This window comes from Sinorhizobium fredii NGR234, assembly GCF_000018545.1.
GTDB classification, from domain to species: Bacteria; Pseudomonadota; Alphaproteobacteria; order Rhizobiales; family Rhizobiaceae; genus Sinorhizobium; species Sinorhizobium fredii_A.
Map to the genome: position 1 here is coordinate 243,597 of NC_012587.1, position 13,734 is coordinate 257,330.

The following is a 13,734-nucleotide window of genomic DNA, read 5'->3' on the forward strand; positions in this document are numbered from 1 at the left end:
GATGCGGCGCAGATGTTTGAATGGAATCATCGCTGTGCCGAATACGGAGTGAAGTAGTGAAACGAGTGACTGCCCTTCTGCTTTGTACCGCGCTAGCGGGGTGTCAGGCTGTACCGGGCGAGGGGCCTCTGACAAGCGATATCGTCGCAGAAGCCGGCCAATCGGGATCGCAGATCGGCAGGAAGAATGCCACCGTTTTCGACATCATCGATATTGACGGCCAGTCCGCGCGGCTCGTTTCCGAATATGTGGCGACGACGCTGAGCCGCCGCTTCGGCATTGGCGGCGGGGTCGGCCAGGTGGTGATCGGCGTCGGCGACCAGCTGAAGGTCACCATTTTCGAGGCCGGCAGCGACGGCCTGTTTTCCACAACGGAATCGAAGCAGACCAGCATCGACCTCGTTGTCCAGCCGGATGGCAAGGCGGCGATCCCCTATGTCGGCTCCGTCCGCTTCGCCGGCTTGACGCTGGAACAGGCGCGCCAGGCAATCCTCGACGCGCTGAAGCAGAAGGCCGTCGAGCCGGATGTCATCGTCACCTCGACGTCGACCGCTTCGCGCATCGTCACCGTCTCCGGTGCCGTCGGCCGGCCGTCGGTGGTGCCGCTCAATCTTGTCAGCGAAACGATCAACGAGGTCATCGCCAAGGCCGGCGGTCCCTCGGCGCAGCCCTACGAGACCTATGTCACGCTGGTGCGCGGCAAGAAGACCGGCACGGTTCTGCTGAAGTCGATCATCGAGAGCCCGTCGGAAAACATCCATGTCAAGCAGGGCGACCAGATCTTCGTCACCCGCGATCCGCGCACCTTTACGATTCTCGGCCAGGTGCGCGCCAACCAGCGCGTCGAGTTCGGCGCCAACGACCTGAATCTCCTCGAAGCCGTGGCGCTCGCCGGCGGCGGGGCGGATCGCACCATCGACGCGAAGGGCTATTTCGTCTTCCGCTACGAGGAGCCGGACATCGTCATGAGCCTGCTCGGCCGGGAGCGCTTCAATACCATGTTGAGCAAGGGCATGCAGCCCGACAGGGTCGGTCGCTACCCGATCGTCTACCGCTTCAACATGACGAACCCGGACAGCCTGATCGTCGGACAGACCTTCCCGATCAAGAACCGCGACGTGATCTACGCCTCGCGCCATCCCTCGGTCGACATCACGAAATTCATGGATTTCATCGCCCGGCCGATCGGCATCGCGAATTCCGGCGTCAACATCGCCGACAATCTCGACGATCTCAACAATTAACGATCAGATGGGGAGTCACATCCCCACGGGCCACGCTTCTGCGAACGGAGCCGCGCCCGTCCACGCCGCGCGCCAACATCTTCGAATCGATCGCCTTTATGGGCTTGCATCCAATCGCGCCGGAGCGGTACCGGCCGGCGAACATGCTTGCCGCCTCGCGCGTTCTGTGATTGATCTTGCAGGATTAAATCGATTTGCCGGCCGCCCAAAGCCGGTCGGCGGTCGCGAGGAGTGGCCATGGCTGAAGATGCCCTGATCGTCATCGACATGCAGAACGATTTCTGCCCGGGCGGAGCGCTTGCCGTTGCGGGCGGCGACGAAATCGTGCCGGTCGTCAACAGTTTGATCGAAAAGGCCAAGCACGTCATCCTGACGCAGGACTGGCACCCGGCCGGGCATTCGAGCTTCGCGTCGAGCCACCCCGGCAAGGCGCCCTTTCAGACGGTGACGATGCCCTATGGCGAACAGACGCTCTGGCCCGATCACTGCGTCCAGGGCAGTCCAGGCGCCGATTTTCATCCCGCTTTGCGCTGGACGACGGCGGAGCTGGTCATCCGCAAGGGGTTCCGCACCGGGATCGACAGCTATTCCGCCTTCTTCGAAAACGATCACCGCACCCCGACCGGGCTGGCCGGCTACCTGCGCGAGCGCGGCATCTCCAAAGTGTCGCTCTGCGGCCTCGCGACCGATTTCTGCGTCGCCTTCTCGGCGCTCGATGCGGTTGCGGAGGGATTTTCGACTTCCGTCGTGCTCGACGCCTGTCGCGGCATCGATCTGAACGGATCGCTTGCCGCGATGACCCGGCGCATGCGTGATGCGGGCGTTGAACTGATCTAGCCGCCGGAGCAGGATCAATCGATCGCCGCGGCCCCGTTGGTGATCCAGAAGGAGCGTAGTCCGAGATGCCAAAGACCGATATTGCGCGGCGGGTCTATAACCATACCTGGAAGCTCGATCCGATCATCCGTAGTCTGTTGGATACGGATTTCTACAAGCTGCTGATGCTGCAGATGATCTGGCAGCTCTATCCGGACGTCGACGCGACCTTCTCGCTGATCAACCGCACCAAGACCGTGCGCCTCGCCGAGGAGATCGACGAACAGGAACTGCGCGACCAGCTCGACCACGCCCGCACCCTGCGGTTTAGCAAGAAGGAGATGATCTGGCTCGCCGGTAACACGTTCTACGGCCGCAAGCAGATCTTCTCGCCGGAATTCCTTTCCTGGCTCGCCAGGTTCCGGCTGCCCGAATACGAGCTGTCGCGCCGCGACGGTCAGTTCGAACTGACCTTCCGCGGCCGCTGGGTCGAGACGACCATGTGGGAGATCCCGGCGCTGGCGATCATCAACGAGCTGCGCTCGCGTGCCGCGATGAAGGGCCTCGGCCCCTTCACGCTCGACGTGCTCTATGCGCGCGCCAAGGCGAAGATGTGGTCGAAGGTCGAGCAGTTGCGGCAGTATCCGAACCTGCGCATCTCCGACTTCGGCACCCGCCGCCGGCACAGCTTCCTGTGGCAGCGCTGGTGCGTCGAGGCGCTGAAGGAAGGCATCGGCGCCTCTTTCTCGGGTTCGAGCAACGTGCTTCTCGCCATGGACAACGATCTGGAGGCGCTCGGCACCAACGCCCACGAACTGCCGATGGTGGCCGCCGCACTCGCCCGAAACGACAAGGAACTTGCTGCCGCCCCCTATAAGGTCCTGCAGGACTGGAACCAGCTCTATGGCGGAAATCTGCTGATCGTCCTGCCGGATTCGTTTGGCACCGCCGCCTTCCTGCGCAATGCCCCGGACTGGGTGGCGGACTGGACCGGCTTCCGGCCGGACAGCGCCCCGCCGGTCGAGGGCGGCGAGAAGATCCTCGCCTGGTGGAAGAAGAAGGGCCGCGACCCGCGCGACAAGCTGTTGATCTTCTCCGACGGCCTGGATGTCGATACGATCATCAAGACCTATCGCCACTTCGAGGGCCGCGTCCGCATGAGCTTCGGCTGGGGTACCAACCTGACCAACGATTTCGCCGGCTGCGCGCCGACCGAGATCGGCGGCCTCAACCCGATTTCGATCGTCTGCAAGGTCAGCGAAGCCAACGGCCGCCCGGCCGTCAAGCTGTCGGACAATCCGCGCAAGGCGACCGGCGACCCCGCCGAAGTTGAGCGCTACTTGAAGTTCTTCGGAACGGAGGATTTCGTCGAGCAGACCGTCCGGGTGTGAGAGCTCGTCTCCTGCGTGGCCCCAAAAAAAGAAACCGGCCGGGGCCGGTTGAAAGAAAGGGGAATTGCGATTGTCCACCATCGCACCATCAAACTAACGGTTGAACATTAAACTTCCGTTGCCATCGGCCGCGCTGCCGAAGCCGACGCTCGCGGCGATCAAAAAACGGCGCTGGATGGCGCAATTATATGACTTATTGGGGTCCCTCACTATTTTCTTGTATTTCCCCCGAAATCCCCCATGATGCCCGCATTGAGGTACACCTTGGGAGGGGTTCGTGCGTCAAGCCTATTCACCCGATGATGTCGATGTCATGCGCGGAGCACTGGATGTCTGGTGCGCCTTGCACAATGTCGGCAAGGATGGAGCAGAGGCCGACAGGGCCGCTCGGCGCATCCTCGACCTGATGGACCGGAAGAAGTGCTCCGCCGACGAGCTTCTCGCTCAGCTCGGAGACTTCAGACCGGAACCGCGCCAGCGGGCTTTCTGAAATCAAGCGACAACCTCGTTCGACGTCCTGAGCGGCTGTCCGTGTCAACGGGCTTCCGTGTGGACGGGGATGGGCGCTTGCCTACTCGGCCGGCCGGGTCGACGCATAGCGTCGGCGCTCGACGGTTACCGCGGTATCGACGAGGTGATCTCTCCGGACACGGCGGCGTTCGCCTGCGTCCTGTGCTGGGACAGGGCGACGTGGAGGATTCCGGATACCGCGATCGACACGACGAGAACGGCGATAGTCGCGCCGAGACCCGATTTGATCATCCCATGTCCTCCAAGAAAGCCTGATTTGCCGCTCCTGCTGAAAAAGCGTGAGATGGAGTTATTCCTGTGGCGGCGATCGGGCTGTTCCCCGAGTAACGTCTATTATGGTTAATAATATCTTCGTGGGTTTCGCAGCCGGCCTGTGGACAATGATGCTGTGCCACCATGTTTTGGACATGTTTCTGGCAACCACTCGCCGGCCCATGCGTTCTCAGCGAACGCATGGGTGATAGTCTGATCGAGAGCACGGATGGCGCAAAGCGATGCCGCGTCGAAGATTGGCCCGGAGAACCAGGGGCCAGAAGAAGCCGAGCCGAGCCGCGATCACCCGGGCCGTTCGGACGGCGCCGCATTTCCAAAAACCCGAAAGGCACTTGCCGGACTGGGCCGTGCGCTGACGAGACTTGGCCGGGCGCTGCGCGCGGAAGTGCCCGTTGCTGCCCATCGGGCCGGTGAAAAATCGAAAGCAGCGGCGCTTGGCGCCTTCGAACGCCTGCGGCGGACCTCGAGCGGCAAGGCCGGATCCTCCGCTTCGGCGGGGCGCTCGGCAAGCCGGTGGTTGAAGGCGCGGCGAGGCGCGGCAAGCGAAGATCGGCAAGTCATGCCGAAGCGCCCCATCGGCAGACGCGCAATCCTGCTGCGCAGCGCCGCGGCGGCGACCCTGGCGTCGTTCGTCCTGCTCGCCGTCGTCTTCGCCTGGGCGCTGCGCGATGTTCCCTGGAACGAGATCGCCAAAGGGTCGCTGAAGCCGGTCGTGGTGCTGGAAGCCGCCGACGGCAAGCCTCTGGTGAGCCAGGGGCCGTTTCAGGGCTCCTACGCGGCACGCAAGGATTTTCCGCCGCATCTCGTCGAGGCGGTGCTCGCCAGGGAGGACCGCCGTTTCTACGAGCATTCCGGCATTGATTTGAGGGGCATCGCCCGGGCGATCTACACCAATCTCGGGGCGGGCGAGGTGGTGCAGGGCGGCAGCACCATCACCCAGCAGCTCATCAAGATCCTCTATCTCGAGCGCGACCGCACCTGGAAGCGGAAGATCCAGGAGGCGGTGATCGCCTTCTGGCTGGAGCGCAAGCTCGGCAAGGACGAGATCCTCACCCGCTATCTGAACAACATCTATCTCGGCGCCGGCGCGACCGGTGTGCCGGCGGCGGCGCGCATCTATTTCGACAAGGAGGTGCAGGACCTCAATATCGGCGAGTCGGCGATGCTCGCGGCGATCATCCGCGCTCCCTCGCAGCTCAATCCGCTGACCAATCCGGAGGGCGCCCGCCAGCAGGCGGAGCTGGTTCTCGATGCCATGGTGAAGGGCGACAGGATCACCCCGGAAGAGGCCAAGGTCGCCCGCGCCGACGTCGGCAAGCTCCAGCCGACCAGTCCGGCGATTCGCTCGGGAAGCTGGTTCGCCGACTGGATCATGCAGGATGCCCGCGAGCTCGCCGGCCCCTATCGCGGCACGATCAAGGTCCGGACCACCATGGCGCCGCGGCTGCAGGCGATCGCCGAAAAGGTCGTCGCCGACGCGCTGAAACGGGAAGGCCCCAAGGCGGGCGCCTCGCAGGCCGCACTGGTGGCGATGACCCCGGAGGGCGCCGTCGTCGCCATGGTCGGCGGCCGCGACTATACGAAGAGCACCTTCAACCGCGCCGTCCAGGCGATGCGCCAGCCCGGCTCGGCCTTCAAGCTGTTCGTCTATTATGCAGCCCTGAAGCGGGGCCTGACGCCTTTCGACCCGGTCGAGGATGCGCCGATCGAGATCAACGGCTGGTCGCCCGAAAATTTCGGCGGCGGCTATCGCGGCGTGGTCAGCATCGCCGAAGCCTTCGCACGGTCGCTGAACGCCGCAACGGTGGCCCTGGCGATGGAGGTCGGGATCGATGAGGTCATCGCCGCGGCCCGGGAACTCGGCATCGACGCCAAACTTGCCGATACGCCGAGCCTCGCGCTCGGTTCCTCGGAGGTGAACCTGCTTGATCTGACCGGCGCCTATGCCTCGGTCCGGGCCGGCCGGGCGCCGATCGAGCCATGGGGCATCGAGGCGCTGCACGCCGAAGGGCAGCCGCAGGCCTTCCGCGTCGGCCCGTCCCGGGAGGCGGCGACCGATATCAGCCAGTACCGGCCGGATCTCGTTTCGCTGTTGCGGCTGGTCGTCCAGCGCGGCACCGGCCGCGAAGCCGATATCGGCACGTTCGCCGCCGGCAAGACCGGCACCAGCCAGAACCACCGCGACGCCTGGTTCGTCGGCTTCACCGAACCGCTGATCGTCGGCGTCTGGGTCGGCAACGACGACGAGACACCGATGAAGGACGTCACCGGCGGCAAGCTGCCGGCACGGATCTGGAAGAACTTCATGACGGCGGCGCTCGCCGCCGGCACGCCGGAGGAGAGCGAGGCGCAAGCGGCCGGCTCCGCGCCGGCCTGCAACTTCAGGGCTTGCGCGCGGGCCTATCGGTCGTTCCGGCCGGATGATTGCACATTCCAGCCGTATTACGGGCCGAGAAGGCTGTGCGAGAAGTAGGGATTGCAGCGACCCCCGTGCATCTGAAAAGACGCACGGCGCTGTAGAGGCAGCCCCTCATGTGCCGGCCTCTGTTTCGCTTCCCTCGTCCAATTCCTGGATTGGCAGAAAGCCGTATCCCTGTAGCCACTCGCGAATGATGAGGCGGATTATCGCTTCTCGCGTCATCTCAAGCAATTCGCAGGCGAGGGCGAGCGCCAACTCGACGTCATCGTCATCGGACATCCGCCTATCCACGGTCTCGGTGTGAACCATTGTCATCATGCCGGCCCCTTGCCACTACAACCTCACAGGCTAAAGGGTCTCACAGCACACGTTACAGTCAAGGATTACAGCCCCCTTCAAAGGGGTAAAATATTCCGCTAAATCATTGGAAAAATTGGGCTAAGACCTTTGTCGCGGTCTCCTAGGACTAACGTCTTAAAGTCCCGTGCGCGCAGCAAAACCGGACAGTGTCCGCAGAGGAGAAGCGGACGCTGCCAGCGAACGGTCAGAAGAAAAAGTCGCGTTTTTTGAGGGGACACCACTTCACCCTGTCGCCGACGTGTCCAAGGCGGACATCTGGATTTGGGCGCTCCTTAAAACCAATAAATAGGCCGGGCGGGCAAGCCCCGCTCAGACGGATCGGGTCCAGAGGGGCGGACCCGAGTCCCAGAGCTGCCGAGGGGATACGGCAATGCTCTGGGCCCGCCGTGGCCCACACCAGAGGGGGATTGTTCTCCGGCGTGGTAGCTCAGCATTCTGCTCCGCCGATGCCCTTGAGAAAATCTCCCAAATCGGCGGCGGAGGGTACCTCCGGCGGAGTGCTCGATGTGCCTCCCTGGCACATGCGAATTACTGACGATCTCGGCAGGAACCTTTTGGGCGCCAATGTGTTAACTGGAATCGCTCCCGAGCAAACGGCGCATGAATATATGCGCCTCGCCAAGGCAGACCAGCAGGAGCGATCGGCGGCGTAATTGTCGGCGCGAGAGAGTCAGTATTCGCCGCCCGGCTTAAAAAATACGTGTCCGCTGAGGTCAGCCACTTTAGCGTCTTCGGTCCGGTGCCAAATTAGCGTGGCGTTCATTGGCCACGCACATCCCTTTTGGAGAAACTGCGCAAGACGGGCACTTGGGTCGTTCGGGCAGGGTGAAACGACTTTGAACCCCAAGGCTTGAAGATCACGTTCTACAGCGGCCGCATCACTGCCCGCGGGAAACAGCCTCTGCAAGCGTTTTGTGAGCTCCGGTGAGAAGGCCTGTTTTTTCCCCTTGGGAAGTCCACATCCGGCAGTCCACACGTCGCCTTCGTCTACGGCCGTCAAACTGAGCAGTAGCGGAGGTAGGGGGCGATCGCACTCCCCGATCCTCACCATGACCAGCCCGACAAAGCCGAGAAAGCCGACAAGGCAGACAACACAGGCAACGAGCAGGCGAAGTGCAGCAGTGGAAAGATTCATTCATTGCGTCCCAAACGCACTCAACCAAGAGGTCATAGGGTTTCACAGCGCACCTTGCAGTCAAGGATTAGGGATATCGCCCAAACGGAGTATTTGATTTCATTGCGCTTTCCGTCATTCTTTTGAAGAGGACGAGGAGCGGCAAATGTCGAAGTACGAGGGGCTTACGTACCGACTCGCGAGGGAGCGGTTGAGAGAGATCATCCTGACCTTCAAGGAGATCGAATCGCTTATCGGCGCTGCGTTGCCGAAGAGTGCGAGGCGGCCTCAGTTCTGGGCAAATACAAGCGACCCTGAACAATCTCGGCCTGGGAATAGGGCGGCACGCGAGGCCGGCTGTCGAAGCTTTCTGCTGGCAGGACACGACAAGGTCCGCTTCGTTCGCGCTTGAGGTGGGCCGTGGCTTGGCTGAGTGAAGTTCTCGATCAGACAACGGTTCTCAGTCTGTTGGCGGGCATCGTGGTCGGATTGCCGGCCTACTTTGTCGTGTCAGCCCTCATTCGCGATGATCGACCATCGCCTGCGCCGCGGAGATCGCCACGGCGCAGGAAAAGGAGCTCGATTCCCGGCATCGCCGTTGCCGCGGCAATTGCCCTCTTTGGCGTTTCCCAATACGTGCCGCTGATCCCCGGTTGCGATATCAAGGGCAACGTCAGCTACAACTCTGGAGAGCGGATCTATCACATCCCAGGACAGGAAGATTACGGCCAGACGCGCGTCAATTACTTCGACGGGGAGCGGTGGTTCTGCTCCGAGGCGTCGGCACGCGAAGCTGGCTGGCGACGGGCATACAACTAGGACGGAGTTTATCAACAACCCGACCTTCTGCGGTCGCCTCCCGCCGCTGCCAGTACATCCGTGGTCAGCGACGCGAGGCGTATGTGCCTCTAATGTAGGCGCTGTTTGAATTTTAATCAAACGGGAATCAAAGGCGACGACCAGAACAGCGCTTGAACAGGCTGTGCCGGATTTGTGCCACAGAGCTATTCAGACCAGTGCACAACGGTGCACTTTTGTTCTACGTATCGATCCGCGAGGCTCTGCTAATGCGTTGATTTCGTCGAGGAAAACTGGTGCTGCTAGAGAGATTTGAACTCTCGGCCTCTCCCTTACCAAGGGAGTGCTCTACCCCTGAGCTATAGCAGCATCCGGCGGCGTTGGGTGGTACGCCGCAGCAAGCGAGGCGCCTATTGCCATAGCTTGAGGGTGAGCGCAAGCCGCAATTCGAAGTTTTTGCCGGGGCAGCGTCGCGCCGGCCTGCGGCAGGGCTGGCTGGAATTCAGAAAATCCGCCGTTTCCAATGCGTTAGCGTCGGCCTGGATCGAAAAAACGCTTCCAAAATTTAGGCACTTTTGCTCCTTCGGAAATCGCCTTGCTGCTTTCGGGGCGGCTGGTTTTGCGCTAATCCATGCACATGCAGAACGATGACGACAAGGACCACGCGCCGGGGCCGCGACGGGGCGCGAAAGCCGGCAAAAGCGAGGCGGAGGTGAAGCGCGAGCGCCTGGCGAAGACGCTGCGCGACAATCTCCAGCGCCGCAAGCAGCAGGCGCGGGCCCGCCGGGCCGGCGACGCCGACGAGACCTCCGGTCTGCCTGCCGCAAAAACGGACGAATCGGACGATTAATGCATGTCGCCCAAAAGTCCGCAGCGGTTTTGGGGGACGGCATGCAGGAAGGAAAGTGATCGCCGGGATGGAGGCTGCATCACGCGCGCTCCGCCATTCCTGTCGACTTCGCATTTCAAGGCACTTCTAATTTCGCGGCATCTCCACTAAGAGACGCCCTTCAGAAACACCGGATTTTTTAAGAAAGCGGGCGGCGCCCGTGCGAGAGGCCCCATGGATCGCATCAGGATTGTAGGCGGAAATCAACTTCACGGGGTGATCCCCATTTCCGGCGCGAAGAACGCCGCCCTGCCGCTGATGATCGCGTCGCTCCTGACCGACGACACGCTGACCTTGGAAAACGTGCCGCATCTCGCCGATGTCGAGCAGCTGATCCGCATTCTCGGCAATCACGGCGCCGATATTTCCGTCAACGGCCGGCGCGAGCGCCAGGGCGAGAGCTACGCCCGCACCATCCACTTCACCAGTCGCAACATCGTCTCGACCACGGCGCCCTACGAGCTCGTCTCGAAGATGCGCGCCAGCTTCTGGGTCATCGGGCCGCTGCTTGCCCGCGAAGGCAAGGCGCGCGTCTCGCTGCCGGGCGGCTGCGCCATCGGCACGCGGCCGGTGGACCTGTTCATCGAGGGCCTGACGGCGCTCGGCGCCAACATCGAGATCGACGGCGGCTACGTCAACGCCACGGCGCCGGAAGGCGGGCTGACCGGCGGGCGCTATGTGTTCCCGAAGGTTTCGGTCGGCGCCACGCATGTGCTGATGATGGCCGCGACCCTTGCCAACGGCACGACGGTGATCGGCAATGCTGCCCGCGAGCCGGAAGTCGCCGATCTTGCCAAATGCCTGAACGCCATGGGTGCGAAGATTACCGGTGCCGGCACCGGCACGATCACCATCGAGGGCGTGCGCTCGCTGTCGGGCGCCCGGCATCGCGTCCTGCCCGACCGTATCGAAACCGGCACCTATGCCATGGCGGTGGCGATGACCGGCGGCGATGTTATCCTCGAGGACACCGAGGCGAGCCTGCTCGATACCGCGCTTGAAGCGATCCGCCGGGCCGGCGCCGAGATCAGCGAGACCAACAGCGGCATCCGCGTCGTCCGCAACGGCGCCGGCATCCGCCCGGTCGATATCGTCACCGACCCGTTCCCGGGTTTCCCGACCGACCTCCAGGCCCAGTTCATGGGCCTGATGACCAAGTCGAGCGGCGTCTCCCACATCACCGAGACGATCTTCGAGAACCGTTTCATGCACGTCCAGGAACTGGCGCGGCTCGGCGCGAAGATCTCGCTCTCCGGCCAGACCGCGAAGATCGAGGGCGTCGGCCGCCTGAAGGGCGCCCCGGTCATGGCGACCGACCTGCGCGCCTCCGTCTCGCTCGTCATCGCCGGGCTTGCCGCCGAGGGCGAGACGATGGTCTCGCGCGTCTACCACCTCGACCGCGGCTTCGAGCGGCTTGAAGAGAAGCTGACGCGCTGCGGCGCCCATGTGGAGCGCGTCAGCGACTGATTCCTGATGCATGTCGCCCAAAACTGTGTGCCGGTTTTGGGATAACGGCGCCCGAAACCGTTGCGGATTCGGGCGCGACGTCTTATGTCCTTGATGATTGCGGTGCAAAAAATCGGCGCCGGACGACAGGGATGGATCGCATGGATGCTTTGAAGCTGCTGGCACTCGACGAGGAGGACCTGGGGGTCGTTTCCGCTCATGTGCAGGACGCAGTCTTCAAGGTGGCCGGCATTCACTACGATGCGCGCCGCCGGCAGTTTTCCCTCGTCATCAACCGCTTCGTCTGGGAAACGGCGGAAGGCAAGCGCAAAAACTTCGAGCGGCGGCGTGCCTTGCTGCTCTTCAAATGCGTCACCGCCGTGCGCTCGCTCGGCTTCGACCGGGCCGACATGGAAGCGGTGCTCGATCTCCTGGCGGTGCAATTCCTGGTCAAGGGGGAGGGGCCTGACGGAACGGTCGAGCTGGTGCTCGCCGGCGAGGCCTCGATCGCGCTCGATGTGGAATGCATCGAGGCGCAGCTTGCCGATACCGGCGGGGCGTGGGAAACCGCGTTCAGGCCGCGTCATCCCGAAGGCGACTGAGCAGAGCGCCCGCCACCACCAAGAGGATCATCGCATTGGCAATCCGGTTGAACTTTCTCGACAGCGGCTTCGAACGTGACTTCGCCGCGTTCCTGACCACCAAGCGGGAGGTTTCCGAAGACGTCAACGCCGTGGTGCGCGCCATCATCGACGACGTGCGGGCCCGCGGCGACGCGGCGCTCGCCGACTATTCCGCCCGCTTCGACGGCGTCGATTTCAGCGTCACGCCGATGGCGGTCAGCGCGGCCGAGATCGACGCGGCGATCGACGCGGTCGAGCCGGAGGTGCTCGGCGCGCTCAAGGTTGCGGCGACCCGCATCGAGGCGCATCACCGCCGGCAACTGCCGAAGGACGATCTCTACGAAGATAAGATGGGCGTCGGCCTCGGCTCGCGCTGGACGGCGATCGATGCGGTCGGGCTTTACGTCCCGGGCGGCACGGCGAGCTATCCGAGCTCGGTGCTGATGAATGCGCTGCCGGCCAAGGTCGCCGGCGTGCCGCGCATCGTCATGGTCGTGCCGACGAGGGGGGGCGCGATCAATCCGGCCGTGCTGGCGGCAGCAAGGCTTGCCGGCGTCGAGGAAATCTATCGCATCGGCGGCGCCCAGGCCGTCGCCTCACTTGCCTACGGCACGGAGACGATCGCGCCGGTGGCGAAGATCATGGGTCCCGGCAATGCCTATGTCGCGGCCGCCAAGCGGCAAGTCTTCGGCACCGTCGGCATCGACATGATCGCCGGCCCCTCGGAGGTGCTGGTGATCGCCGACCGCGACAACGACCCGGACTGGATCGCCGCGGACCTCCTGGCGCAGGCCGAACACGATGCCGGTGCCCAGGCGATCCTGATCACCGATGACGCCGCCTTCGGCGCGTCGGTCGAACAGGCGGTCGAGCGGCAGCTGAAGACGCTGCCGCGCAGCGAGACGGCGACGGCAAGCTGGCGCGACTTCGGCGCAGTGATCCTGGTGCCCGATCTCGACAAGGCGGTGCCGCTCGCCAACCGAATCGCCGCGGAGCACCTCGAGCTGGCGATGGCCGACCCGGATTCGATGGTGCCGAAGATCCGCAATGCCGGCGCCATTTTCATTGGCCGCCACACGCCGGAGGTGATCGGCGACTATGTCGGCGGCTCCAACCACGTGCTGCCGACGGCGCGCTCGGCGCGCTTCTCCTCCGGCCTCGGCGTGCTCGACTATATGAAGCGGACCTCCATTCTACGGCTCGGGCCCGAACAACTGCGCATCCTCGGCCCGGCGGCGATTGCGCTGGCCAAGTCGGAAGGACTTGAGGCGCATGCCCGCTCCGTTGCCATCCGCCTCAATTTCGGGGAAGAGGGATGAGGGCCGACCGCCACCTCAGACTCTGCGATGTCGTGCTGGACGAGACGATCGGCCGCTCGACCCCGGACGTCGAGCACGAGCGCGCGGTTGCGATCTTCGATCTCCTGGAGGAGAACCTGTTCGAGCCCGCCGGGCATCCGGGCGGTCCCTATCGGCTCAATCTGTCGCTCGTCGACTCGAAGCTCGTCTTCGCCATCTCGACCGACGGCGGCGAGGCGGTTGCCACCCACATTCTGTCGCTCACCCCCTTTCGCCGCATCGTGAAGGACTATTTCCTGATCTGTGAAAGCTATTACGAGGCGATCCGATCAGCGACGCCGAGCCAGATCGAGGCGATCGACATGGGCCGTCGCGGCATCCACAACGAGGGCTCGCAGACGCTGATGGATCGGCTTTCCGGCAAGATCAGGCTGGATTTCGATACGGCGCGGCGCCTCTTCACATTGGTCTGCGTGCTCTATTGGCGCGGCTGACGGAGGCGGACGTGACCGGGATCGCCTCGCCAGGATCG

General features: G+C 63.4%; 15 protein-coding genes and 1 tRNA gene. 12 read left to right on the forward strand and 4 right to left on the reverse strand.

What is annotated here, in order from left to right:
• The first annotated feature begins 56 nt into the window (after positions 1-56).
• From NGR_RS12420 to NGR_RS12435, 4 genes are all read left to right on the forward strand, one after another.
• A complete protein-coding gene (locus NGR_RS12420; protein WP_037391981.1) occupies positions 57-1,244 on the forward strand; it encodes a polysaccharide biosynthesis/export family protein in 1,188 nt (395 codons plus the stop codon).
• A 237-nt stretch (positions 1,245-1,481) separates the two neighbouring features.
• On the forward strand, positions 1,482-2,081 hold the full coding sequence (pncA, locus tag NGR_RS12425) for a bifunctional nicotinamidase/pyrazinamidase (RefSeq protein WP_012706796.1): 600 nt from the start codon (positions 1,482-1,484) through the stop codon (positions 2,079-2,081).
• Between the two features lie 65 nt (positions 2,082-2,146).
• On the forward strand, positions 2,147-3,451 hold the full coding sequence (pncB, locus tag NGR_RS12430) for a nicotinate phosphoribosyltransferase (RefSeq protein WP_012706797.1): 1,305 nt from the start codon (positions 2,147-2,149) through the stop codon (positions 3,449-3,451).
• A gap of 277 nt (positions 3,452-3,728) precedes the next feature.
• The gene (locus NGR_RS12435) at positions 3,729-3,941 is read left to right on the forward strand and encodes a hypothetical protein (RefSeq protein ID WP_012706798.1); all 213 of its coding nucleotides are present in this window, start codon (positions 3,729-3,731) and stop codon (positions 3,939-3,941) included.
• 125 nt (positions 3,942-4,066) lie between these two features.
• On the opposite strand, the gene NGR_RS32300 is transcribed toward NGR_RS12435, so the two are convergent.
• Positions 4,067-4,213: a hypothetical protein gene (locus NGR_RS32300; protein ID WP_012706799.1), complete on the reverse strand. Its 147-nt coding sequence runs from the start codon at positions 4,211-4,213 to the stop codon at positions 4,067-4,069.
• A 250-nt stretch (positions 4,214-4,463) separates the two neighbouring features.
• Between NGR_RS32300 and NGR_RS12440 the strand changes: the two genes are divergently transcribed.
• Positions 4,464-6,728, forward strand: coding sequence for a PBP1A family penicillin-binding protein (locus NGR_RS12440; RefSeq protein WP_012706800.1), 2,265 nt, complete (start codon positions 4,464-4,466; stop codon positions 6,726-6,728).
• A gap of 57 nt (positions 6,729-6,785) precedes the next feature.
• Here NGR_RS12440 and NGR_RS32305 read toward each other — a convergent pair whose 3' ends face one another.
• Both NGR_RS32305 and NGR_RS12445 read right to left on the reverse strand, forming a co-directional pair.
• Positions 6,786-6,953 carry a hypothetical protein gene (locus NGR_RS32305; RefSeq protein WP_165447142.1) on the reverse strand — a complete coding sequence of 56 codons (168 nt, stop codon included), beginning with the start codon at positions 6,951-6,953 and terminating at the stop codon, positions 6,786-6,788.
• Between the two features lie 751 nt (positions 6,954-7,704).
• Positions 7,705-8,169, reverse strand: a complete 465-nt coding sequence (locus NGR_RS12445; RefSeq protein ID WP_164924164.1) for a hypothetical protein — start codon at positions 8,167-8,169, stop codon at positions 7,705-7,707.
• Between the two features lie 145 nt (positions 8,170-8,314).
• Here NGR_RS12445 and NGR_RS33855 point away from each other — a divergent pair, with 145 nt between their 5' ends.
• Both NGR_RS33855 and NGR_RS12450 read left to right on the forward strand, forming a co-directional pair.
• Entirely contained in the window at positions 8,315-8,560 is a 246-nt protein-coding gene (locus NGR_RS33855) for a DUF7662 domain-containing protein (protein WP_012706803.1), read from the forward strand.
• 8 nt (positions 8,561-8,568) lie between these two features.
• Positions 8,569-8,967: a sunset domain-containing protein gene (locus NGR_RS12450; protein WP_012706804.1), complete on the forward strand. Its 399-nt coding sequence runs from the start codon at positions 8,569-8,571 to the stop codon at positions 8,965-8,967.
• Positions 8,968-9,240: 273 nt separating this feature from the next.
• On the opposite strand, the gene NGR_RS12455 is transcribed toward NGR_RS12450, so the two are convergent.
• Positions 9,241-9,315: transfer RNA gene (locus tag NGR_RS12455), tRNA-Thr, on the reverse strand.
• A gap of 262 nt (positions 9,316-9,577) precedes the next feature.
• Here NGR_RS12455 and NGR_RS12460 point away from each other — a divergent pair.
• The 5 genes from NGR_RS12460 to NGR_RS12480 all read left to right on the forward strand — a co-directional run bounded on the left by NGR_RS12460 (position 9,578) and on the right by NGR_RS12480 (position 13,696).
• Complete coding sequence (locus NGR_RS12460) at positions 9,578-9,796, forward strand: hypothetical protein (RefSeq protein ID WP_012706805.1); 219 nt, start codon at positions 9,578-9,580, stop codon at positions 9,794-9,796.
• 213 nt (positions 9,797-10,009) lie between these two features.
• Positions 10,010-11,302, forward strand: coding sequence for a UDP-N-acetylglucosamine 1-carboxyvinyltransferase (gene murA, locus NGR_RS12465; protein WP_012706806.1), 1,293 nt, complete (start codon positions 10,010-10,012; stop codon positions 11,300-11,302).
• 140 nt (positions 11,303-11,442) lie between these two features.
• Complete coding sequence (locus NGR_RS12470; protein WP_012706807.1) at positions 11,443-11,883, forward strand: DUF2948 family protein; 441 nt, start codon at positions 11,443-11,445, stop codon at positions 11,881-11,883.
• A gap of 35 nt (positions 11,884-11,918) precedes the next feature.
• Complete coding sequence (gene hisD, locus NGR_RS12475; protein WP_164924165.1) at positions 11,919-13,223, forward strand: histidinol dehydrogenase; 1,305 nt, start codon at positions 11,919-11,921, stop codon at positions 13,221-13,223.
• Positions 13,220-13,696: a UPF0262 family protein gene (locus NGR_RS12480; RefSeq protein ID WP_012706809.1), complete on the forward strand. Its 477-nt coding sequence runs from the start codon at positions 13,220-13,222 to the stop codon at positions 13,694-13,696. Before hisD ends, NGR_RS12480 begins: the two co-directional genes overlap by 4 nt.
• Positions 13,697-13,734: the final 38 nt, after the last annotated feature.